The organism is Desulfitobacterium sp. PCE1, assembly GCF_000384015.1.
Lineage (GTDB): Bacteria > Bacillota > Desulfitobacteriia > Desulfitobacteriales > Desulfitobacteriaceae > Desulfitobacterium > Desulfitobacterium dehalogenans.
Genome location: NZ_KB913023.1, coordinates 2,619,309 through 2,639,999 on the forward strand (window position 1 = coordinate 2,619,309; position 20,691 = coordinate 2,639,999).

Here is a 20,691-nt window from a genome sequence, read left to right on the forward strand (position 1 = left end):
ATTCTTTCTCTTCCTCCGGGTACTTAGATGTTTCAGTTCCCCGGGTTGTCTTCTGCAACCTATGGATTCAGTTACAGATATCCAGATATGACTCTGGATGGGTTGCCCCATTCGGATATCCACGGATCAAGGCATGCTTACTGCTCCCCGTGGCGTTTCGCCGCTCGCCGCGTCCTTCTTCGACTCTTAGCGCCTAGGCATCCACCGTACGCCCTTAGTAGCTTGACCAAACGTTTTTTGCCGCCACTTCTAGGTTTTAGATGTTATCCTAATTACAGTTTTTTTCTTCTCTGTGCAGTTTTCAAAGAACATGGGCTGATTTCTCAGCGGATTGTTAGTTTACGGATTGCTCCGTTTTGCCTCTTCGGCTTTCAGAAGTCTCTTAAGACTTCTCCAACTTTGAATCGTTTCACTTCATTGCTTCCATGACGTCCTTCAAAGCATCGACCTTAGGATATGATTTCTCTAGCGAGAAACCATGTCTCCTTAGAAAGGAGGTGATCCAGCCGCACCTTCCGATACGGCTACCTTGTTACGACTTCACCCCAATCATCGGCCCCACCTTCGACGGCTAGCTCCCAAAAGGGTTACCTCACCGGCTTCGGGTGTTGCAGACTTTCGTGGTGTGACGGGCGGTGTGTACAAGGCCCGGGAACGTATTCACCGCAGTATGCTGACCTGCGATTACTAGCGATTCCGACTTCATGTTCTCGAGTTGCAGAGAACAATCCGAACTGAGACCAGCTTTCTCGGATTTGCTCCACCTCACGGCTTCGCTTCCGTCTGTACTGGCCATTGTAGCACGTGTGTAGCCCAAGACATAAGGGGCATGATGATTTGACGTCATCCCCACCTTCCTCCGGTTTGTCACCGGCAGTCTGTCTAGAGTGCCCAACATTACTTGCTGGCAACTAAACATAGGGGTTGCGCTCGTTGCGGGACTTAACCCAACATCTCACGACACGAGCTGACGACAACCATGCACCACCTGTCTCATAGCTCCCCGAAGGGCACTCCCATGTTTCCACGGGATTCTATGGATGTCAAGCCTTGGTAAGGTTCTTCGCGTTGCGTCGAATTAAACCACATGCTCCACCGCTTGTGCGGGCCCCCGTCAATTCCTTTGAGTTTCAACCTTGCGGCCGTACTCCCCAGGCGGAGTGCTTAGTGTGTTAACTGCGGCACAGAGGGGGTCGATACCCTCTACACCTAGCACTCATCGTTTACGGCGTGGACTACCAGGGTATCTAATCCTGTTTGCTCCCCACGCTTTCGCGCCTCAGCGTCAGTTACAGTCCAGAAAGTCGCCTTCGCCACTGGTGTTCCTCCACATATCTACGCATTTCACCGCTACACGTGGAATTCCACTTTCCTCTCCTGTCCTCAAGATAACCAGTTTCCGATGCAGTCCCAGGGTTGAGCCCTAGGTTTTCACACCAGACTTAATCATCCGCCTACGCGCCCTTTACGCCCAATGATTCCGGACAACGCTTGCCCCCTACGTATTACCGCGGCTGCTGGCACGTAGTTAGCCGGGGCTTCCTCCTCAGGTACCGTCATGNANNTACANTATTTNCATANNTNCCGTTCGTCCCTGAAGACAGTACTTTACAACCCGAAGGCCTTCGTCGTACACGCGGCGTTGCTCCGTCAGACTTTCGTCCATTGCGGAAGATTCCCCACTGCTGCCTCCCGTAGGAGTCTGGGCCGTGTCTCAGTCCCAGTGTGGCCGTTCACCCTCTCAGGCCGGCTACTGATCGTCGCCTTGGTAGGCCTTTACCCCACCAACTAGCTAATCAGACGCGGATCCATCCATTAACGATAGCATATTCAGAGGCCATCTTTCCTTATCCCATGATGCCATGGGATAAGCTTATCCGGTATTAGCCCTCGTTTCCAAGGGTTGTCCCGGTCTATTGGGTAGGTTATCCACGCGTTACTCACCCGTCCGCCACTAACTAATTCTTAACACTCAACCCTTAGTCCGAAGTTCTCCTTAGATAAGTGTGTTGGCACTTTATAATGCGTGGAGCGCTCACTTCGTTTCACTACGTTCGCGCTCTCGCTGGCTCCTTACTAAGAACTCAGTGTTAAGAATTAGTCCGTTCGACTTGCATGTGTTAGGCACGCCGCCAGCGTTCGTCCTGAGCCAGGATCAAACTCTCCATAAAATTTATGAAGAAAATTTGATTGCTCAAATTGTCTTTACTCATTTGACGAGTCATTGGCTGTTCCTTGTTGTTTAGTTTTCAAAGACCATGAACCACTTGCATCCGCCGGTTATTGGCGGCGAAATTTATATTAGCATTTTTGACGAATTTCGTCAACTACTAATTTTTACTGTGACACAATCTTTACTGTATCACCCTTTACTGTATCATTAAACCAGATGTAGCTTTAGCCTCGGGCGCAATCAGTGCAAGTTAAGTTACTGTGTCATTAGTACAAAATAGATGCAAGGTTGATTATGCTGATTTTGTGGGGTTACTCTTCTTATGCATCAATCCTTTTAGTAAAAAGAAAATTCCAATCAAAATTATCATGGCAGTAAACATAAATATAAGGGGCATAGGCTGCATCCCTGCATATTTCATGAAGTCACTATAAAATCCTTGTCCATCTACATGCGCCTTTTGCATGGTTCCCAATATGGGCAAAAACATAAACTCCAGTACAAGCATAATTAGACCAATAATAATTGTTTTGAAGCCAATATTCGTCTGCTTATTTGCAGCATTCATTATTGTGATTTCTTCCAATGTAGACGTGCTTCGCTTTCCTTCTATATCATCTATACGTTGAGAATTACTGTCCTTTAGCAATTCATCTATTGAAATAGAAAACAACTCGCTTAACATTACAATTCTACTTATTTCGGGAACAGCATCATTAAGTTCCCATTTTGATATAGATTGACGAGACACATCAAGCTGCTCCGCCAACTGTTCTTGAGAAATCCCAGCAGCTTTTCTAAGTTGCTGTATTTTTTCTCCTAAAGTCATAAAGACCACCTCCTGTTTGATTAACTTAATATTAATTTTATGGGGAGTTGCATCCTACCAATCGTGCTTTGAAAACTCGCAACCACCAGTTGATTTCTTTATTTAAAATATAAATACAAAGATTGCATAAAAAATCAGCTAAAAAAGATACAAGCTGCATCTTTTTTAGCCTAATTATCGTGGAGCGGGTGATGGGAATCGAACCCACGTAGCTAGCTTGGAAGGCTAGTGCTCTACCATTGAGCTACACCCGCAAAAATAAATGGTGCGCTCGTAGGGATTCGAACCCCAGGCCTTCTGATTCGTAGTCAGACGCTCTATCCAGCTGAGCTACGAGCGCAAATTTTGTAAAGCATTACTGCGTCAACAGTTATTGATTATAACAGAAAAAACTCCCTTAAGTCAATTAAAAGTTAAAATAAAAAACTTACAAAATAGTTTTATTGACTGCAAATATCCCAAACTTAATTTTAATTCCTTGGTTACTAAACTTTTCTTCATATTCCGTCATTACATTTTCCCGGAATTCACTGCGATGCAAATCAAAAGTACGATACTTTTCAATAAAGCCTTCGCTTTCAAAGTACTTTAAGCTATCTTTAAACAGTTCATCATCATCTGTTTTAAACCATATTTCCGAATGATCCTTCATAAGCTTTTTATAGACCGTCAGAAATTGTGGGTGTGTTAATCTTTTGTGATGATGCCTTCTACTAGGCCATGGGTTACAGAAATTAATATAGATCTTTTCTATTTGATCTTTATTAAAAATATCCTCAAGCTTAGCAATATTCATGGGGATAATTCGCACATTAATTAGATTCTTTTCGTTAATTTTTCGCAAAGCTTTAACCAATACTTCATCATAAAGGTCGATGGCTATATAATTTATATGGCTATTCAACTCTGCACATTGACTAATGAACTGACCGCGTCCACATCCTAATTCCAGATGAATGGGCTGATCCTTTCCGAACACTTCATGCCAATTTTCCTTATAATCCATGGGATTATAAATAACTTTAGGATCATTTTCCAGCTCAGGTCTTGCCCAGGCTTTTCGTCTAAGTCTCATTCTATTCTCCTCGACTATTCATATTGACTATTCATAAAATAAATATTGAAACGCTCACGGCAAAGGGATATTCTGAGTAGTAGCAGAGTTCGTTTCATAAACTATTAGCACACACTCAAAGCCCTTAACGCTTTGTCCAGACTGTTTTGCCACAAGCCAGTTCACTGCTTCCCGATTTATCAAGAATGAGATGCAGATATTCCGGTTCAGCACTCTCTGTTCTTTGGCAACGAGATATTATGTCCGTACCATATTGAGTTTCTTTCTTATAGATTACTTCCAGCTGATGAAGTCGGTAATCCTTTATCGTATCTTCTGCGATCCCTTCCAGCATCCACTCCACATATCGTGTGTTATTGACATGGCCGTTAGTATCAATATCACTTCTTCGGACATGAAAACTTATCTCAGAGTGGATATCCGTGATTGCCGGCAAATCTTGAAAAGATTCATGATCTTCATATCCCTCCGACACCCCATATTGGGAAGCAAAATGCAAAGGGATTCGGGTTGGACGCCTTTTATCAATATTTAAGTAAATCCACAAGGAACCGGCGCTGCCGATGATATGCCCTTGCCCGTCTCTAATGGTAAACACCCTTTGACCATAAAACCGTAGAAAACTTGTGGGAAAAGTCTCCACCGATACCTTTTCCCCTAAACGAGGATAACGTTCCATCTGTAATCGCCAGCGGTTAAGCACCCAGCAGGTTCTTTGACTTGTCAGATATTCGATACCCATTCCTATGGCTTCGGAATGTGCGGTAGCGCAATCTTCAAGAAAGCTCAGTATAGTTACTGCCGAAGCTTCTCCAAACTGATCGACTTGAAAGTAAAATATCTCGTATTCTTTACAGTATCCCGACATCATTACCATCCTTACTTTATCCTATGTCTATCAATAGTTTAATGGATTATCGATTTTCTGGCAAAGGAAACCCATTAATAATTATTCGATACTAAATGTGAAGGAGCATTCGTATGGCCTACAAAAGCGAATTCATCCGCTCAACGATGATTATCTGTCTTTTAACATCCTTCATCGGATCCTTTATGTCGAACTCTGTGAATATTGCCATCCCTGCCATTTCCCTCGATTTTACCGTATCTCAGTTGCATCTCAATTGGATCGTCACCATTTATTTACTGTCCAGCGCTGCCTTAGCTTTACCCTTTGGCCGCTTAGCCGATATTGTTGGCAGAAAGAAACTCTTTCTCATAGGCATCGGTTTATTTTGCTTAAGCTCTTTAGGCTGTAGTCTGACCAGTTCTTTTAATGTTTTAATCTTCTTCCGGCTTTTGCAAGGAGTAGCCAATGCCATGGTCGCCGGTACGTCCATGGCGATTTTGACCACAGTGGTTCCTCCCCAACAACGGGGTAAAGCGCTGGGTATTGCTTCTGCTGCGGTCTATATCGGGCTTTCCCTCGGACCGGTCTTAGGTGGATTAATCGTCAAAGTCATCAGCTGGAGAGGGATTTTTGTTTTCGGCTTTGCGGTAGATGCCATTATATTTTTACTAATTATTACTAAGCTTACTGGGGAGTGGAAAGTTGCGGAAGGAGAGGCCTACGATTATCGGGGAAGCATTCTTTGGGTTTCCGGCCTAGCCCTATTGTTATTCGCTTTATCGAATCTGACTTTGGCTCCTTATTATACGTTTTTTTTTATTACCGGAGTGATCCTCTTAGTGCTCTTTATCCGAGTTGAGCTTAAAGCCGATTCACCTATCTTTGCGATTAAGGTCTTTGCCAAGAACACACCCTTTATCTTTTCTAATCTAGCCACAGTCATCAATTACATGGCTACTTTTGCCTTAAGTTACCTGCTATCTTTGTACCTCCAGCTCGTCTTAGGACTGGACAGCTCACTATCTGGGCTTATACTCCTCTCCCAGCCCGTCCTTATGGCTATCCTCTCTCCCTTTGCGGGACGATTATCCGACAAAGTGGAACCCCGTATTCTCTCTTCTATCGGTATGGCCATAACTGCCGTGGGACTCTTCTTCATCATCTTCTTTAAACCTTCGACCCCAATTTCCCTTATTGTTGCTAATTTAATTTTCATCGGCATCGGCTTTGGTCTTTTTTCATCCCCCAACACCAATGCCATTATGAGTTCAGTGGAAAAACGCTATTACTCCATCGCTTCATCTACCTTAGGAACCATGAGACTCTTAGGGCAGACCTTAAGTATGGCAACCGTATCCTTAATTACATCGGTCTTTATCGGAAATACCAGCCTCTATTCCCCGGAATATCCCCAAGCCTTCATGGCCAGCTTTAAGATATGCTTCAGTATCTTTGCCATACTCTGTTTGCCGGGAGTCTTTGCCTCTTTGGCACGAGGAAAAAAAGCTGAAGTTCAATGATGGTTACCTTTTGCTTTACTGTACTGGTAAAGAGTTATTCCTACTGTAATGACCGTCAGCAGGATCCCCGTTATCAGGGCAAGTCCATATCCTACACTATTGGCGGAAATAAACAGGGTTTGCATTCCACCCTCACTTTGATACCCTACCCCCAAGACAAGATGACCGATCCCTGGAATACGGCCCATTTGATAAATAATATGCCCAGCAATAATGATGGGAATAAGGGCAAACACCAGTTTAATCCGTTTCGAGGCTGCTTTCGTCTTAAAAGGCTTCCCAAGCCACCAGCCAAGCGCTCCGCCCAATAGGGCTGCCAACCAATAGATCGAGGTAAACCAAACATTCCATTGACCTGCGGATAAGGATTTATGAAGAGGTTCAAAAATCATGATGGGAAAAAGGATCCCCATAAGCATACCGATAAAAACAGTATAACCCTGATTGACACGGGTTAAATGCCAAACCTCCCGTGCCGGCACCCTTAAATTAACTTGGACATTCTCATGCTGACAATTGCGGACGCATTTAAAGCATAATTTGCAGTCTAAATTATTATCCAGATAAGGTAAATGCTGACTCATAGGGCAGCCCTTGACCCCATCCCTACCTACATAACAATCAAAGGTGGCGCATTTATTTAAGCAAACTGCAGCATCTGCTCTCACTTCGATCAGGGAGCCGATGGAAGCGGTCCCAATAAATCCTCCTAAGGGGCAAAAATGCCGGCACCAGGCATGACGGGGATAGAGGATGCTGACGATAATGGCCAGGCCTTGAATGACTATGAGCAGTAAAGCGGTATAGAGCATATTGGAGCGCATCCCCGTAAAAATTTCTACCCAAAAAATCAGAGCAAATAAGACACTCACAATCAGATAATCGTATTTCACAAAGAGAGCGGGCAGAGGCCGTTTCGGGTGGTAACGGTCCTGCACGAACTCCATAATCTTGGAAAAGGGGCAAAAAGTACACCAAAGTCTCCCCAATAAGGGGGATAGGATAGCCAAGGAGGGCCACCAAAGACCCCAAACTAAGACGAAGACTTTCATCATGACCGATAATTCCGGAAGAAAAACCAGTCCGACAATGAGCAGGAGGAATAAACCTGCCGAAATCCATTGCAGGCTGGGAAGAAGCTTCCTATTTTTGAATAGACTTTTAAAGAACCCCCATTGCAAAAGATTGATTTTGCTCCCTATCTTTTCAGCAGTAGGGCCAAAAAAGATTTGCTCCAGCCCGATAACATCCTGATCGGCGAGAAAAAATGCCCGCTCCATGACCTGAATGAGTTCCGTTACATTCCCTTGGCGGTAATTATGGGAAAGCAGGAGCTGCGTCGCCTCAGGAGTTAATGTCGGCACTTTACGATGATGCCTCTGAGCCAAACTCTCCACAATACCTTGAGCTATGATGGGGATATCTCTTTTCCGCTCCCGTAATGGAGCTATGGCGTAACTATGCCTAAAGCAGGCCGCCAATTCAGGCATAAGCTGGGGGTCCTTATGCTTGGTATCTTCCTGAACACTGCCGATGACCAAACATGGATGATGAGCAGAACCGAGAACTTTGGCAAGTCTTACTTGAAGCTCAGGGGTAATTCGGTCTATTTCCTGGATGAAAAGAGTCCCACCTGCAGCAATATCCTCAAAAGTAAACGCAGCGTAAGAGCTTTCTGCAGCTTTCTTTTCCTCTTTCAGCAGATAACCCCATTGCTGTTCAAAACGCTGACCATTCAGGACGACAAAAGGAGCCGTCTCACCAAAAAGTTTCTGATGAGCATACCAGGCCACCATTTGCCGGCCGGTTCCTCTCTCTCCCCTGATCAGCAAATGCCCCTGAGTCTGCTGAAGCTTTTTAAACAAGCGTTCTACCTCATGGGTGGTTTTTACACTGCCCCAAATTCCGTAAAACTTATCCTTATACCGGGTAAGTTGAATGGCCGACCGCAGTACTTCCTTGTAACGGCTTGCCGAGAGTATTTGATGGGTTTCAGCAAGGTTATCCGTTAAATTGCCGATGATGGTACCATAGATTTGAGGCCAGCGCAACAAGATACGGGCGAAATCTTCGGCCTTAATGGTCAAGAGGCGGACCGCCTCCAAAGAACGAATCGTTTCAGTGGCCGCCTTACCCGTGACCAATGAAACCATGCCCAATACCTTATCTTCACTATCCAGCTTTCCTTCTTCGAGTATATAGACTGCCGCCGGCTTTTTTCCTGCTTCAATGAGGACGGTCCCTTGAGGGTAGATCTCCCAGTAAAATTCGTGAGCACACTCAATTCGATCCTGTTGTGACAAATCCGCAAGAAATGGCACCTTGGAGAGAAGATGGAGTTTTTCATTCACAGGGCTCATCCTCCTCATCCCAAAATTCGGAATTTTAAGTCTACTATACGCTATGAAAAAAGCTGCTGCCAAGGATTTTAAATTCACAAGGCTAAGAATACATGATACAACAAAATGAGGTGATTAATTTGCTTTATGGAGGCATTGAAAGAGACTGTCCTTTATACTTGGCGGGGGATATCGGCGGAACCAAAACACTTTTAGGGCTTTATTCCCTGAAGGGCACCGAGCTTACTTTAGTTAAGGAACGGCACTTTCCCAGCAGGGACTGGCAAGATCTAATACGACTCATTCAAGGATTTCTGGAAGAGATCTCCGTACCACCTGAAGAAATAAGCGGTGGCTGCCTCAGCTTGGCCGGACCCATTACTCAAGATAAATGTCTCCTCACCAATTTGAACCGGGTGATTCATTTTCAGACCCTGCATTCCGCTTTTGCTTTGCGAAAGCCTTTGCTCTTTATCAACGACCTTGAGGCTATGGGACAGGGCCTAATGCTATTAAAAGATGACGATCTGCTTTGTCTTAACCCTTCCGCAAAGAATCCTGCCTCGGCTCTCTCCAAGCCTTCTCTAAATCGGGCACTGATCGCCCCCGGTACCGGCCTAGGCCAGGCCATGATCCTGGCTGATCATCGAGTTTACGCCACGGAAGGCGCCCATTCGGATTATGCTCCCCGTACCGAGCAGGAAGTACGGCTGTGGCGCTTTCTGTCCCAACAATATGATCACGTAAGCTATGAGAGAATTCTGTCCGGTCCCGGACTGGCAGACATCTATCGTTTTCTGCACTGGGAATCCCATCCCCCTTCTCACCATGACCCTATCCCTGCTCCTGCGGAGATCACAAAAAGAGCCCTAGCCGGAATCTGCCCACTCTGTACAGAAACACTAAAACTCTTTGTTAAAGTCCTGGGCGCGGAAGCAGGCAATCTCGCTTTACGGACCCTGGCTTATGGGGGAGTCTATCTGGGCGGGGGCATTCCCCCCAAGATTTTACCCATGCTTCAAGAGAATTTCTTCCTAGAGGCCTTTCTCTCGAAAGGTCGTTTCAGGGATCTTTTGTCCCAGATTCCCATTTATGTGATCCTTAATGAAAGGACTGCTCTCCTGGGGGCCGCTCGTTTGGCAGCGGCAGCCGGGTATCCTCCTACATGCTCTCAAAAATAAGCGGCTTTACCATACCCTCCTCTGCCTTTTCTACTTTTTTAGTTCTTTTTGATTTGTTTGGTTGTAGGCTATAACGAAGGAAAAGACGGAAGCTAAAATAAGAAAAAACGCTAATATCTTTTTCAAAACAATAGTCTCCTTTTAATCTTAGGGGAAATTCTTGTGTTCAAACACCTAATACCATACGCCATTCTTTCAAGAGAGCACCAGAAATCCTTCCCTTTCGAATAAACGGAAAAGAAGGATTTCTGCGTATTAATTAGGCTCACTTATATCTATGCTCACCCTTTCATCGCCTCTGGTAAAATAACGATGGTGGCGAATATGGCGCTAATCGGACTTATGCGTTCGGTACTTAGGACAGGAACACTTGTAATTTGAAAATACCATCAAACAATTTCGCCGTCATTAATTGTTATAATCCTATTCGCATAGTTTGCTGTTTTGCTGTCGTGGGTCACGATCAAAATTGTCTTCCCTTCCTGATTAATCTGTTTTAACAGCAACAGCAGATTTTCTCCCGTTTTTTGATCTAACGCGCCGGTTGGCTCATCAGCCAAAATGACTTCTGATTCGCATACCAAGGCTCTGGCGATGGCCGCCCGTTGTTGTTGGCCACCCGATGTTTCCTGAGGTTTTTTCCTGAGAATACTGCTTATTTCAAGTTTTGAGGCGTAGTACATGATTTTTTCCTTTTTTTGTTTAGCCGGTATTTTCCGATGAAGAAGGGGTAATTCAATATTTTCATAAAGGCTGTAGTCTTTGAGAAGAGCAAAATTCTGAAAAATGAAACTGACAGTATGATTTCGGATATAGCTTAACGCCCTGTCGGACTGCGAATTTGTTAGAACTCCGTTTAAATAATACTCTCCGCTTGTAGGAACATCCATACAGCCTAAAATATTTAAGAAGGTGGATTTCCCCGAGCCGGACGGCCCCATAATCGCCAGAAAATCTCCTTTTTCTATTGCCAGATTTATATTATTGAGCGCGATAGTCCGGTAATCGCTTTTGCCGTAAATCTTATAGATTTCTTTCAGTTCAATGATATTCATCGATCATTGCCTCCTATCATTTCCACCGGTTTTAAGGAATTAACCTTATGAACGGGGATTATCGATGAAAGAAAAATTATTCCCATAATAATGATGATTGACAATAAGACGGTTTCCAGACTGCTATCTTGCATTGGATTTAACATTTCTCCGTCTTGTATTGCTTGTTTTACGGCAAGATAATTCATATTTAAAATAGCTAAACTTGCCAATAATGCGGAAATGGCAATAATAATAAAGTTTTCTTCTATGATTAAAGATCGAATATACGCTTTGCTGGCCCCCGTCACCATCCTTATTCCAAATTCTCTCTTTCTTGCTAAAACGGTGGAGACGCTAACGGTAATCAACCCAAAAAGCGACATAACCCCTAGGAAGATACAGATGAATAGGTGACTAAACATAATCTCCCTGTTATTTTGTTTGTAAAGGAGCAGTTCTTCTCTGATCGATTTACACGCGATTCCGAGGTTCAATTCCTTTGCTTTGTTTTCAATGAGCATGCTGATATTCTCCTGCTCTTCAGTATTGCTGAGGGTATAAAATAACGAGTTGGACTTTTCCAGTATTGGATTTTCCGAAGACGAAAATGGGGCAACGAATTTATCGGACAGACTGACCAACTTATTGCCGATATAATCCTGCTCATTGAACCAACGGCTGTCATTGCCGATAAAACCGATCACTTTATATTGAATTCCGGTATTGCTGTCTGTTATCATCTGATCCAGTTTTATTATTTGAGAATAAGCTTCGCCAATTAATATCGGAATCGTATTCTGATCCGGATTGAAGTCACTGTCCTGAAAGCTCCTGCCCTGAACTATTTGTAATTTTGCTAACTGATATACCCCTTGATCCATCTTGATGATCTCGACGGCATGAGGGTATTGCTCCTTAAAGGAGCCTTTGGTTAATTCCTTTCTTTTCGTCAAAAAAGCGTTATCATTTTCAAGTTCTGCAAAAAAGGTATTGGTTAAATCATATCCTCCAAAACCTTCAACTCCCGGCAGGTTATTTATATACTCTGCGAGGGTGAGAAAACTTGACCTGAAGTATTCGGCATACGTTACGTTGAATATCGTTAAATGTATTGTTTTATCAATATCTGCGTTGAGATACTTATTGATTTGATTTTCCTGATAAGAGTTTGTCTTGATACCCATAACGGCCGTATGCAACATATAAATAGTAATTGTAAACTGCACGATGAAAAGAATCGTTGTAAGTTTTCTTTTTCCCAAAGACTTTAAGGCAATCTTAATGGATGGCATACTATCCTCCCGCTGGGTTTTACTTTCTTATGATTTCAATGGGCTGAATTTTCATAGATTTGACGATGGGAATGATTGTAGCTGCAAGAGACGACGCCATTGTGAAAATGATAGCCGTTAACCAATTAACGTATGTTACAGTTGACGGATAATCCAGCATGCTGCTTAAAATTTGGTTTAATAGCACATGTAAAACCAAGGCGATAATGCACCCTGTCAATAAAACGAGAAACATTTCCGAGAATAACATCATGGCAACCTGAATATTCGTATGACCAAAAGCTTTTCTTACCCCAATTTCATATCTTCGGTCATTGATCCAATAGGATGTGATATTAACCAGATTAATCAGGGCTATTACATAAACCAAGAGAGTAAAAATCACCAAACTATCCTTCTGTGCAAATAAATTAATGATAATATTTTCGCTGCCTGGGTTTAATTCCTCAGCCATGATCATGGCGTCTTTATCCACCTGAAGGATTTTATCCTTCAAGGTATTAAAATCATCCATCGGCAGTTTTTCATCATTATACAAGATCATAGTGCAGCCGCTGGTTTCAATTTCGCTCCTGGTGCTCTCAGGAACTGACGTAAGGGGCATCAATATTCTGGAATCCCATGTGGTGTATTGATCTTTTACACCGATTAAGCCAGTCACTTTATATTCTTTGCCCTCAATATCCAGGTACTTTATTCCATCTCTCTTATGGGTAAGCCCTAACAGGTTTTTACCGATTAAAATTACGCTGGCTCCTTGATCTATTTCATCTGTTTTGAAATATCTTCCATCGTAATACGGATAAGTCCATTTGGATTCTTTTTGAAAAAAGATAGCGGTTAAGGGATATTTGGATTTATCTTCGTTAAAATAAAGGGAGTGGTTCCCTACCATAACGCCGGAATTCACGGAGATATTTTTAATTATTTCTAAATGATCGTCAAAACTGGACTTTTTACTAAAAGCATATGTCATGGCCAAAGCATTTTGCGGCGTGGCGTTTTCTTTCATTATGGCGGCTTGTTTTAACCCAAGTACAGCATTGGTTCCAATGGATATAAGCAATATGGATACGATAAAGCCTATCAATAAAAATATGATGGAAACGGTGTGGGCTATGAACTGCCGTTTTAATAAAGTTATTATTTTATACAAATTAACCTCACAACTTCTTACTTAAAAATAAGGACAGGATATTGCTCCTCAGGGGGTTACAGTATACCTAATTGACAATTCTGTTATCCTAGTAACCACATGAACATCTACGTACCGATTGTACAGTTGTTGCTGTAAGTGTTACTACTATTACTGTAGCCATAAGGAAAATACTATTGTTTTGATTATTCCCCATGGGTGCTGTTCCAGAAACAACAACACCTCCCCCACGTTCATCTGCTTCAGTATTCTTTTGAATATCTTTTAATTTCAATGATTGCTGACGCAGGTTGTAAATCGTTAGAAGCCTTTTTACTGGAATTATTGTTACTTATTACGGGTAGAACAAATTCTTCATTGTCAATTATGGTAACGAAATAATATGTAGACCCTGCACTAATTAACGCCGGTTTCACTGCTAATTCATTAGTTAATCTTTTTAAATTATTTTTTACTAACCCAAACTGTTCAGCATTTCCACCAAAATGAACCACTCGATATGCGCCATCCTCAAAAGCCACTGTCAAAAAGATTTTAGGAATATTTCTCGGGGACGGTCATTCTGGGGGCGGAGCCGGATTTTTTCACCTTCTGTGTATCATAGTAGATTTGCTAAACTCACCGTTCTTTGCCTTTGGTTCCTCTGCATAGGCCTGCATTTCTTCATCAGAAAAACTCTCAATGCAGTTTGCTTCGCAGTAAGGAACAATGCTACTCCGCAGATAAATCTTATACTGCCTAATGCTACTATTACTGAGAGGGAGCTTTTGGAGAAATGCCAAAACACAATCGATTGCTTCCATGTTTTTTTGCATAGAAAAACCTCCATAATAGATTCGTCTTGGTTGATCGCCAGACGTCTCTATTATGGAGGAATAAACAAAATGTTGAATACAATATTCCGATTTTTTTAATCGAAAGGATAGTGCATCTACAAAATACTCAGCATGGTTTGAGAAATAATCGGAATACATTAAAAAACGGAATATGCCTTATCCTCCATAATTTGCAAGAGCCAACTATAATCCAACCAAATAAGCTTTGAATTAGAATTTCCATATTACACAAAATGATTTTTATTCCCTTTTATTGGCATGCTTATTTCGTCAAGATATTATAGCCTCTTACTCGCACTGGTATACTCATTAACAATATCGTTATTTACCTTGGCATAATGATAACCCTCAATCCGGTAAGACTCTTCGCCGATACTATTAAAAGTTGAAACATCTGCTTGTGCCCAAGTATTATTGTATACTAAATCGGAATCCGAATCTACTAATAGACCACTTTTATAAAAGTAACTATCTGCATAGACCTCATCAGCAACTACGGTTGTGCCTGTATAAGAATAACCATATACGGTAACTACAGCCGAATGGATATCTGAACCATATGACATTCCCCAGCTGGCATAAGCTGATAAAGAACCAAATAGCAGGAAGGTGAAGGTTAATAAACCAATAATTGTCGATTTTTTCATTATTCAGCCACCTCCTTAACCTTATGATCAATTATGACTGGTCTATCTTTAGAAATATCAACATCCGTAAGAGAAATAGTTCCATCTCCATGTTTAATTGCTATTGAAACTTTATCCTCTCCTAGAAAAAAAACTGGCCTATAATCACCAATATTGAATAGTTTTGCTTTTCTCAATTCGCTCAAGGCCGCGGCACATCTTACCCTTTTTGATTGGTCTTCCGTTACCTTATCAGTGCTAAATACCGTTCCCTTATTATTATCCTTAAATACATCACCCGCATAAAGAGCTTTTACTTTATCGGTTTCAATACCGAAAGATTTTACCGCTAAGTCCATATGTGATGCTTCTAGTTCCGTGTAATCACTATCTGCAGATAAATAGTTAAGGCTGCCAAAAAGTAGTACAATTGCAAAAGCTATAACCATAAAGACTCCTGTTAAAGACAATTTTTTACTTACAGTCATAAAATCTCCTCCTTAATTTTTATTCAAAATTTTACGAATAACTTCATTTGCACCTCCCTCACTACTAAATTTACTGGTCTGAACCCCTTAGCTTATTATCAATATCCTTTTGAATAATGTCTAAAGCCTCTTCATCAATTTGTGGGGTGCCAACTTGATATTCACCTATTACTGTTTTTCCATCAACAGCATACAATGGTATTTTTCTAAAACCGTTGTCCTTAAGGTTCTTCATATAAACAACAGCTTCTTCAGGATTTTTGGGAAGACCTTGGTTCAGGTCTGAGTTTTTCACATATCCTACAGTTCCATCTATTCCTTCGGCAAGGATTAAATCAGGTATTTGCTCATAAGAGGAAGCACCTGCCATTGAACCATACGTCTCTCCACTTTGGTTAACTTTGATTACGTAGTTATAATCTTTATTTAATTCGCCGAAATTGCTGCCCAAAGCTGGTATAGAACTATAGAATAATGTTCCAATAACCAGACCACCAATAAGTGCCAGACCGGCATTGACTTTTTTAACTTTTTTCCACATTAGCCTTTACCTCCATTCATTAAAACGACATATATGGGGTTGGGTTTGACCAGTCACTTGAATAACTACTTCCATTCCATGACCAGCTTAAACCCTTGCAATAATAGTTATAACCGTGTTTAGTAACATATGGGGTCTGCCCTGAAGCCCAGTAACCTATTGTTTTATCATTATATGTCCAGGGGGTATTTGCGACACATGTACCATCTTCACTATAAACATAAGCGCTAATCCCCATATATCCTGATGGCACAGTTTGACCATTTTTAACACTTACAGAAGAATAACCCCAAATTTTACTTGAATTTTGATCAGTAAAAAGCGCACAATAGTTATAATAAGAATAACCTGCATAGGGTCCAAAGTCCTTAGTCGTGCTATACACATCAGCAAATACTGCATTTGTTAGTGAAAGAAATATCCCTATGAAAAAAGCAAATAAAGTATATCTTAATTTTTTCAACATACTTAATCTCCTATCCTAAATTTTTTTAAGGTCAAACATGTCCTTTAATCATTGACCAAAAAACACCTTTCGAATTGGTAAAATGGAAGTGATCAAGTTCCCCATCGCTCCAAAACAGAAAGGTACGTATCTCCATGTCACAACACAACCCTCTGTCTGAACAGCATCAACATCAACTTTCCTTAACTTTTTCTTCCCTCAAGCTAAGCCAGCTTCTTAAAAACGCTGGAATCCACAAGTCCTACAGGGTTTCAAGCTTCATGGTCTTCCAAATTATTTTCCAATTAGTATTCCAAGCTCGAAATCTGTTTCGGCTGTTAGAAGGAAGTCGGGCGAGCTCTCTTCCAGATAAAGATGCGATCTATCGATTTCTTTAATGAATCCCAATATAACTAGAGACGTTTTTATCAATTACTCAGCCTTAAGATTGTCAGCCGATTTGAAACCCTCACCTCCTCGCAGCGTATCCGTGTTTTTATCGTGGATGATTCTGTAATAAAACGCCAACGAAGTAAGGATATTGAACTCCTAGCCCGAGTCTTTGATCATGTTTCAATCCGCTTTGTTCGTGGCTACACCTTGCTGACGTTAGGGTGGTCTGATGGATTTAGCTTCGTTCCTCTTGATTTTACCTTGATGAGCTCGTCAAAATCTAAACACCGCTTTTGTGAAATGAAAGAGGACTTGGACAAACGCTTTGTTGGCTCTAAGCGTCGCATGGAAGCGCTGATTCCTAAACCTGATGCCGTTGTTCAAATGCTTGAACGGGCTCTCAAGGCTGGATTCTTAGCGGATTACGTTCTCATGGATAATTACAAAAACTAAGGGATAAGGAGCTTCACGTCATTGGGATAGTTAAGGAACTTAAGCAGCGTTATCTCTTTGAAGGAACATCACTCAGTTTACGAAAGCTCTACGCGAAAGTCCCTAAGAACCCAAAGCAAAAATCCTTGGTTCAGTGCGTATTCACACCTCTTCAGACTTAGCTTTAAACATTGTTTTCGTCCAGAATCGAAACAACCGAAGAGAGTGGTTGGTAATTGTAACCACGGATCTCTCCTTGGGAAATGCTGAAACCATAAGGATTTATGGGATGCGTTGGAGTATCGAAACGTTTTTCAAAATGACCAAATCGCATTTGAAGCTAGGGTCTTTTTATCTTTTTGCTGATGAAATTATGGATTTAGACTTAAAAACAGCCTTACGTCAGTTAATGGCATTTGTCCTTAATTTACTGCCCGATAAACCAGAGATAAGGAATCCCTAAGTCAATCACACAAGTGGGTTGCCCAATTACCTCGTTATATCAAGGCTTTATTTCCACAAATGGGATGCGAAAGTTGAGTAAACAGTATTTGGATAGATATTTTGATGGCCTATCCATGCTTTAGTAGCTTTAATACCTACAACCTTATATGGTTCAGAAATACCAACCTCGTCCATTTGGGGCATCAGCTTCCATTTAACATCTCCCAGTTCTTCCATTTTCTTCTCATATTCTGCATTGTTAATAGCACATTCAATGTTCTCTGACTTGTTTTTCAAACTGTGCCGGTGTTCTAGTATGGTCTATTATCGGTTTAGAATCCGAAGCTTTCACTTCTTTCGAATTATCCGGGGGTTCCAACCCATACTCAGAATCCACTTTCTCCAAAATTTCCAAAGCTATGTCACTAGTCAACGCACCCTCATCCATGGTTGTCTCTGCAAAAGCAGGGCCGGTGAATGCAAAGCATAGAAATAGGACTAAAATACTACTGACAATTTTTTGTTTTCAACATAGATTCATCCTCCTTAAAATGATTTATTGAAGCAAATGCCTCTTGCTACTTCCCATATTAACCTTTTCCCACACAATGCACATCCGTATTAATACCAGGTTTTACAAAATTTTCAGGTATTTATTACAGGTTATATCAAAAATCATTCGATCCATTCACTCTTTAGCCTATCTTATATTTCAATACAATTTCCAAACGAGATTTCACTTCTAGTTTTAGCAAGATATTGCCTATATGATAATCCACAGTGCGCTTGGCAATTCCCAGGTCTTCAGCAATCTCTTTACTACTCAAACCTGTAACGACCGATTTTAAAACTTCCAGCTCCCTCGGGGTGAGGATGCCATTTTATCATCGTGGGAGTTTTGTTGTGGAGTGCGAGCCAACTCAGCTTTCAGATAAGGTGCCGTGTTTTGAAAAGTAACCCCCGCCTTTCGCCGCTTTGCGGATGACTGTGAGCATCTCTTCTTTGGTGCAATCTTTTAAGAGTAAGCCCGAAGCCCCTTGGGCCAATGACGCATCGATATGCCCCAACGGACTGAGCCCGGTAAGCATCACAATCCCTATACCGGGATGTATCAGTTTGATCTTGCTGATAATGTCCACCCCGCAGGAATCCGGCAGATTGATATCGAGGAACACCGTATACTCACAAAATTCAGTGATGTCGATTTTTGGAAGGGTACGACCCCGAGAGGAAAGGTCAACGGATGGGAGGCCTTTTCTCGAACACTCGGCTTAGGTAAAGTAAATCTTCGGATGTTTAATCACTTCTGGATAATTATGTTCATAATGGGAGTATATTAAGTAAAAAGGCATTCGAGCCATTCATTCCAATGCCATAACCTGATATTTCATGCTTCCTGAGGCCGTACAGGGAGCTACCCGGTTAACCGGGCAGAGGACCTTCTACAGTTCGATAACCCTTCCTGCCCTATCTTTGATTTTTTGATCATGGGTCACAATAATGACCGTCTTTCCTTCGGCATTCAGTGAAAGTAGCATGTCCATAATGATTTGGGCGTTTTTAGCGTCCAGGGATCCTGTGGGTTCATCCGCTAAAATGATCTTTTATGCTTCCCTTCAGGAATCCCTCTAGCTTGCAGGGTTTTTTAAGGCCTTCGGCGTACCGAATATCGTTATCTCTTTGGCGTAAGCCGAGATAATCCTGCTGTCCAAAAAGAAGAAATCCACATCATAGGCTTCCCCTGCCTGGAGGAAATCCTGGATGACTTCTTCGTCCTCAATAGCAGCATTCATATTCACAAAATCAAAGCCTGACTGGTAATAGGAGTTTTTAAAATAGTCCAGATAAAGAACGAACAGCTCCCCGTTAAACAGAAAGCCTATACTGATTAACAAGGATATGACGATCTGTTTTATTTTCTTCGTAATACAGAAAACCCTTCTCTATTAACTGTGCCAAATACTGAACTAAAGAATATTTACGCTAATTTTATTATCCTATCACATGCTTCTGCTACGTATTGGTCATGAGTAACGACGATTATTGTTTTACCGGCTTCATTAAGATCTTTTAAAATTCTCATAATTTCATTCCTGTTATCCGGATCCAATGAGCCTGTCGGTTCATCGGCAAAGATCAGATCGCAAGGCTTTAACAGTATCCTTGCTATGGCAATCCTCTGCTGTTCTCCTCCCGAAAGCTCATATATTTTCTGTTTAAGAGCAATATTCAACCCCATTTTCTTCAATACAGTTGTTTTCATCTCCTGCTTTTCTCTCTTTGTTTTTGGAACATAGAGCAGCGGTACTTCAAGATTATAGTCCACCGTCTCGTCATCAATCAAAGCACCATTCTGAAACAGGTAAGCAAGTCTGGTCCTGAGGAGCTTATAAGCTTTGGCTGAGCCAATCTGGGGACTTTTCTCACCAAACAGTTTAATGATGCCGCTATCCGGTTTTTCGAGCATTCCCATTATGTTCAGAATTGTAGTTTTACCCGAGCCGCTCTTTCCTGTGATGGCCACCATTTCACCCTCGTCCACCATCATACTCAAATTATTTAAGACCCGGTGCTCCCCATAACTTTTGCTGATATTGATTAATTCACACACAGCTTTCATACCGTTCAATTCCCCCCCTTTAAGACCTTAACCCGATGTCTCTGCTCGATAAGCACAAGGGCTATAACAGAAGCAGCAAGCTCGATCAATATCAGCCCTGCCGCCACCAGCTTGATGGTCGCTGTTCCGCTGACTTCGCTCACCGCGCTCGCCACCGAGGACACCCTTGACGCCAACTCCAAGAAATGAGAGATTACTCCTTTAATTACCAAATAGCAAATCAGAAACTGAACTAACCACGTTGCCGCGAATAACCCGATATATTCCTTATACGTTCTGAAAAAGCCGGTGCCGAATAATCTGCGCACTATGAACTTGCGCTGATATTTGTTAAAAAATATGGACAGATTCTGCACTACAAGCAACAATAATACCACCAGCAGCCCCAGACTTGTCAGCATCAGCTGTCTCATC

General features: G+C 42.0%; 20 protein-coding genes, 2 tRNA genes, 2 rRNA genes and 3 pseudogenes (1 of these 27 cut by a window edge). 3 read left to right on the forward strand and 24 right to left on the reverse strand.

Annotated features, from left to right (window positions below; all coding sequences use genetic code 11):
- The 7 genes from DESPCE1_RS23485 to DESPCE1_RS0113050 all read right to left on the reverse strand — a co-directional run.
- Positions 1–228: ribosomal RNA gene (locus DESPCE1_RS23485) — 23S ribosomal RNA — on the reverse strand; it reaches 1,904 nt to the left of the window's first position.
- Between the two features lie 262 nt (positions 229–490).
- Positions 491–2,171 (reverse strand): 16S ribosomal RNA (locus DESPCE1_RS0113025).
- Together the 16S and 23S rRNA genes form the textbook arrangement of a ribosomal RNA operon.
- Before the next feature lie 294 nt (positions 2,172–2,465).
- On the reverse strand, positions 2,466–3,002 hold the full coding sequence (locus DESPCE1_RS0113030; protein ID WP_019850736.1) for a helix-turn-helix domain-containing protein: 537 nt from the start codon (positions 3,000–3,002) through the stop codon (positions 2,466–2,468).
- A 180-nt stretch (positions 3,003–3,182) separates the two neighbouring features.
- A tRNA-Gly gene (locus tag DESPCE1_RS0113035) sits at positions 3,183–3,256 on the reverse strand.
- 9 nt (positions 3,257–3,265) lie between these two features.
- A tRNA-Arg gene (locus DESPCE1_RS0113040) sits at positions 3,266–3,342 on the reverse strand.
- Between the two features lie 87 nt (positions 3,343–3,429).
- Positions 3,430–4,077 (reverse strand): tRNA (guanosine(46)-N7)-methyltransferase TrmB, encoded by a 648-nt coding sequence (trmB, locus tag DESPCE1_RS0113045; RefSeq protein WP_014794429.1) that lies wholly within the window; start codon positions 4,075–4,077, stop codon positions 3,430–3,432.
- 124 nt (positions 4,078–4,201) lie between these two features.
- A complete protein-coding gene (locus tag DESPCE1_RS0113050) occupies positions 4,202–4,954 on the reverse strand; it encodes an acyl-[acyl-carrier-protein] thioesterase (protein WP_172637621.1) in 753 nt (250 codons plus the stop codon).
- Positions 4,955–5,058: 104 nt separating this feature from the next.
- Here DESPCE1_RS0113050 and DESPCE1_RS0113055 point away from each other — a divergent pair, with 104 nt between their 5' ends.
- Positions 5,059–6,447, forward strand: a complete 1,389-nt coding sequence (locus DESPCE1_RS0113055) for an MFS transporter (protein ID WP_019850737.1) — start codon at positions 5,059–5,061, stop codon at positions 6,445–6,447.
- Here DESPCE1_RS0113055 and DESPCE1_RS0113060 read toward each other — a convergent pair.
- Positions 6,441–8,798, reverse strand: coding sequence for a sigma 54-interacting transcriptional regulator (locus tag DESPCE1_RS0113060; RefSeq protein ID WP_019850738.1), 2,358 nt, complete (start codon positions 8,796–8,798; stop codon positions 6,441–6,443). The genes DESPCE1_RS0113055 and DESPCE1_RS0113060 overlap by 7 nt on opposite strands.
- Positions 8,799–8,899: 101 nt before the next feature.
- Between DESPCE1_RS0113060 and glk the strand changes: the two genes are divergently transcribed.
- A complete protein-coding gene (gene glk, locus DESPCE1_RS0113065) occupies positions 8,900–9,967 on the forward strand; it encodes a glucokinase (RefSeq protein ID WP_028305568.1) in 1,068 nt (355 codons plus the stop codon).
- A gap of 389 nt (positions 9,968–10,356) precedes the next feature.
- On the opposite strand, the gene DESPCE1_RS0113075 is transcribed toward glk, so the two are convergent.
- From DESPCE1_RS0113075 to DESPCE1_RS0113115, 9 genes are all read right to left on the reverse strand, one after another.
- A complete protein-coding gene (locus DESPCE1_RS0113075) occupies positions 10,357–11,022 on the reverse strand; it encodes an ABC transporter ATP-binding protein (protein WP_019850741.1) in 666 nt (221 codons plus the stop codon).
- Complete coding sequence (locus tag DESPCE1_RS0113080; RefSeq protein ID WP_242835394.1) at positions 11,019–12,188, reverse strand: ABC transporter permease; 1,170 nt, start codon at positions 12,186–12,188, stop codon at positions 11,019–11,021. Before DESPCE1_RS0113080 ends, DESPCE1_RS0113075 begins: the two co-directional genes overlap by 4 nt.
- 127 nt (positions 12,189–12,315) lie before the next feature.
- The gene (locus tag DESPCE1_RS0113085) at positions 12,316–13,452 is read right to left on the reverse strand and encodes an FtsX-like permease family protein (protein WP_019850743.1); all 1,137 of its coding nucleotides are present in this window, start codon (positions 13,450–13,452) and stop codon (positions 12,316–12,318) included.
- Positions 13,453–13,694: 242 nt separating this feature from the next.
- The gene (locus tag DESPCE1_RS0113090; RefSeq protein ID WP_019850744.1) at positions 13,695–13,946 is read right to left on the reverse strand and encodes a hypothetical protein; all 252 of its coding nucleotides are present in this window, start codon (positions 13,944–13,946) and stop codon (positions 13,695–13,697) included.
- Positions 13,947–14,036: 90 nt separating this feature from the next.
- Positions 14,037–14,267, reverse strand: coding sequence for a hypothetical protein (locus tag DESPCE1_RS0113095; protein ID WP_019850745.1), 231 nt, complete (start codon positions 14,265–14,267; stop codon positions 14,037–14,039).
- Positions 14,268–14,566: 299 nt separating this feature from the next.
- Positions 14,567–14,935 carry a hypothetical protein gene (locus DESPCE1_RS0113100; protein WP_014794437.1) on the reverse strand — a complete coding sequence of 123 codons (369 nt, stop codon included), beginning with the start codon at positions 14,933–14,935 and terminating at the stop codon, positions 14,567–14,569.
- Positions 14,935–15,402, reverse strand: a complete 468-nt coding sequence (locus DESPCE1_RS0113105; protein ID WP_014794438.1) for a hypothetical protein — start codon at positions 15,400–15,402, stop codon at positions 14,935–14,937. Before DESPCE1_RS0113105 ends, DESPCE1_RS0113100 begins: the two co-directional genes overlap by 1 nt.
- A 70-nt stretch (positions 15,403–15,472) precedes the next feature.
- Positions 15,473–15,943, reverse strand: coding sequence for a hypothetical protein (locus DESPCE1_RS0113110; RefSeq protein ID WP_019850746.1), 471 nt, complete (start codon positions 15,941–15,943; stop codon positions 15,473–15,475).
- Positions 15,944–15,962: 19 nt separating this feature from the next.
- Complete coding sequence (locus tag DESPCE1_RS0113115; RefSeq protein WP_014794440.1) at positions 15,963–16,409, reverse strand: hypothetical protein; 447 nt, start codon at positions 16,407–16,409, stop codon at positions 15,963–15,965.
- Between the two features lie 134 nt (positions 16,410–16,543).
- Here DESPCE1_RS0113115 and DESPCE1_RS21890 point away from each other — a divergent pair.
- Positions 16,544–17,753 (forward strand): annotated as a pseudogene (locus DESPCE1_RS21890) (transposase).
- Here DESPCE1_RS21890 and DESPCE1_RS23355 read toward each other — a convergent pair.
- The 7 genes and pseudogenes from DESPCE1_RS23355 to DESPCE1_RS23505 all read right to left on the reverse strand — a co-directional run bounded on the left by DESPCE1_RS23355 (position 17,724) and on the right by DESPCE1_RS23505 (position 20,690).
- Positions 17,724–17,954 carry a hypothetical protein gene (locus DESPCE1_RS23355; RefSeq protein WP_172637566.1) on the reverse strand — a complete coding sequence of 77 codons (231 nt, stop codon included), beginning with the start codon at positions 17,952–17,954 and terminating at the stop codon, positions 17,724–17,726. The pseudogene DESPCE1_RS21890 and the gene DESPCE1_RS23355 overlap by 30 nt on opposite strands.
- 398 nt (positions 17,955–18,352) lie before the next feature.
- Positions 18,353–18,532 carry a helix-turn-helix transcriptional regulator gene (locus tag DESPCE1_RS23785; RefSeq protein ID WP_256379871.1) on the reverse strand — a complete coding sequence of 60 codons (180 nt, stop codon included), beginning with the start codon at positions 18,530–18,532 and terminating at the stop codon, positions 18,353–18,355.
- Positions 18,533–18,577: 45 nt separating this feature from the next.
- Positions 18,578–18,832 (reverse strand): response regulator, encoded by a 255-nt coding sequence (locus DESPCE1_RS23790; protein WP_019850750.1) that lies wholly within the window; start codon positions 18,830–18,832, stop codon positions 18,578–18,580.
- Positions 18,833–19,099: 267 nt separating this feature from the next.
- Positions 19,100–19,261, reverse strand: a pseudogene (locus DESPCE1_RS23795) (ABC transporter ATP-binding protein); the annotation flags it as partial.
- A pseudogene (locus DESPCE1_RS0113145) lies at positions 19,252–19,585 on the reverse strand (hypothetical protein); the annotation flags it as partial. The pseudogenes DESPCE1_RS0113145 and DESPCE1_RS23795, both read right to left, overlap by 10 nt.
- 50 nt (positions 19,586–19,635) lie before the next feature.
- Positions 19,636–20,286 carry an ABC transporter ATP-binding protein gene (locus DESPCE1_RS0113150; protein WP_019850752.1) on the reverse strand — a complete coding sequence of 217 codons (651 nt, stop codon included), beginning with the start codon at positions 20,284–20,286 and terminating at the stop codon, positions 19,636–19,638.
- Entirely contained in the window at positions 20,283–20,690 is a 408-nt protein-coding gene (locus DESPCE1_RS23505; protein WP_202951812.1) for a DUF1430 domain-containing protein, read from the reverse strand. Before DESPCE1_RS23505 ends, DESPCE1_RS0113150 begins: the two co-directional genes overlap by 4 nt.
- Between the last annotated feature and the right edge of the window lies 1 nt (position 20,691).

Excerpts from the sequence above, each read along its gene's own strand:
- DESPCE1_RS0113030 (WP_019850736.1), bottom strand. The coding sequence starts at position 3,002 with ATGACTTTAGGAGAAAAAATACAGCAACTTAGAAAAGCTGCTGGGATT.
- trmB (WP_014794429.1), bottom strand. The coding sequence starts at position 4,077 with ATGAGACTTAGACGAAAAGCCTGGGCAAGACCTGAGCTGGAAAATGAT.
- DESPCE1_RS0113050 (WP_172637621.1), bottom strand. The coding sequence starts at position 4,954 with ATGGTAATGATGTCGGGATACTGTAAAGAATACGAGATATTTTACTTT.
- DESPCE1_RS0113055 (WP_019850737.1), top strand. The coding sequence starts at position 5,059 with ATGGCCTACAAAAGCGAATTCATCCGCTCAACGATGATTATCTGTCTT.
- glk (WP_028305568.1), top strand. The coding sequence starts at position 8,900 with ATGATACAACAAAATGAGGTGATTAATTTGCTTTATGGAGGCATTGAA.
- DESPCE1_RS0113075 (WP_019850741.1), bottom strand. The coding sequence starts at position 11,022 with ATGAATATCATTGAACTGAAAGAAATCTATAAGATTTACGGCAAAAGC.
- DESPCE1_RS0113080 (WP_242835394.1), bottom strand. The coding sequence starts at position 12,188 with ATGGGTATCAAGACAAACTCTTATCAGGAAAATCAAATCAATAAGTAT.
- DESPCE1_RS0113095 (WP_019850745.1), bottom strand. The coding sequence starts at position 14,267 with ATGCAAAAAAACATGGAAGCAATCGATTGTGTTTTGGCATTTCTCCAA.
- DESPCE1_RS0113100 (WP_014794437.1), bottom strand. The coding sequence starts at position 14,935 with ATGAAAAAATCGACAATTATTGGTTTATTAACCTTCACCTTCCTGCTA.
- DESPCE1_RS0113105 (WP_014794438.1), bottom strand. The coding sequence starts at position 15,402 with ATGACTGTAAGTAAAAAATTGTCTTTAACAGGAGTCTTTATGGTTATA.
- DESPCE1_RS0113110 (WP_019850746.1), bottom strand. The coding sequence starts at position 15,943 with ATGTGGAAAAAAGTTAAAAAAGTCAATGCCGGTCTGGCACTTATTGGT.
- DESPCE1_RS0113115 (WP_014794440.1), bottom strand. The coding sequence starts at position 16,409 with ATGTTGAAAAAATTAAGATATACTTTATTTGCTTTTTTCATAGGGATA.
- DESPCE1_RS23505 (WP_202951812.1), bottom strand. The coding sequence starts at position 20,690 with ATGAGACAGCTGATGCTGACAAGTCTGGGGCTGCTGGTGGTATTATTG.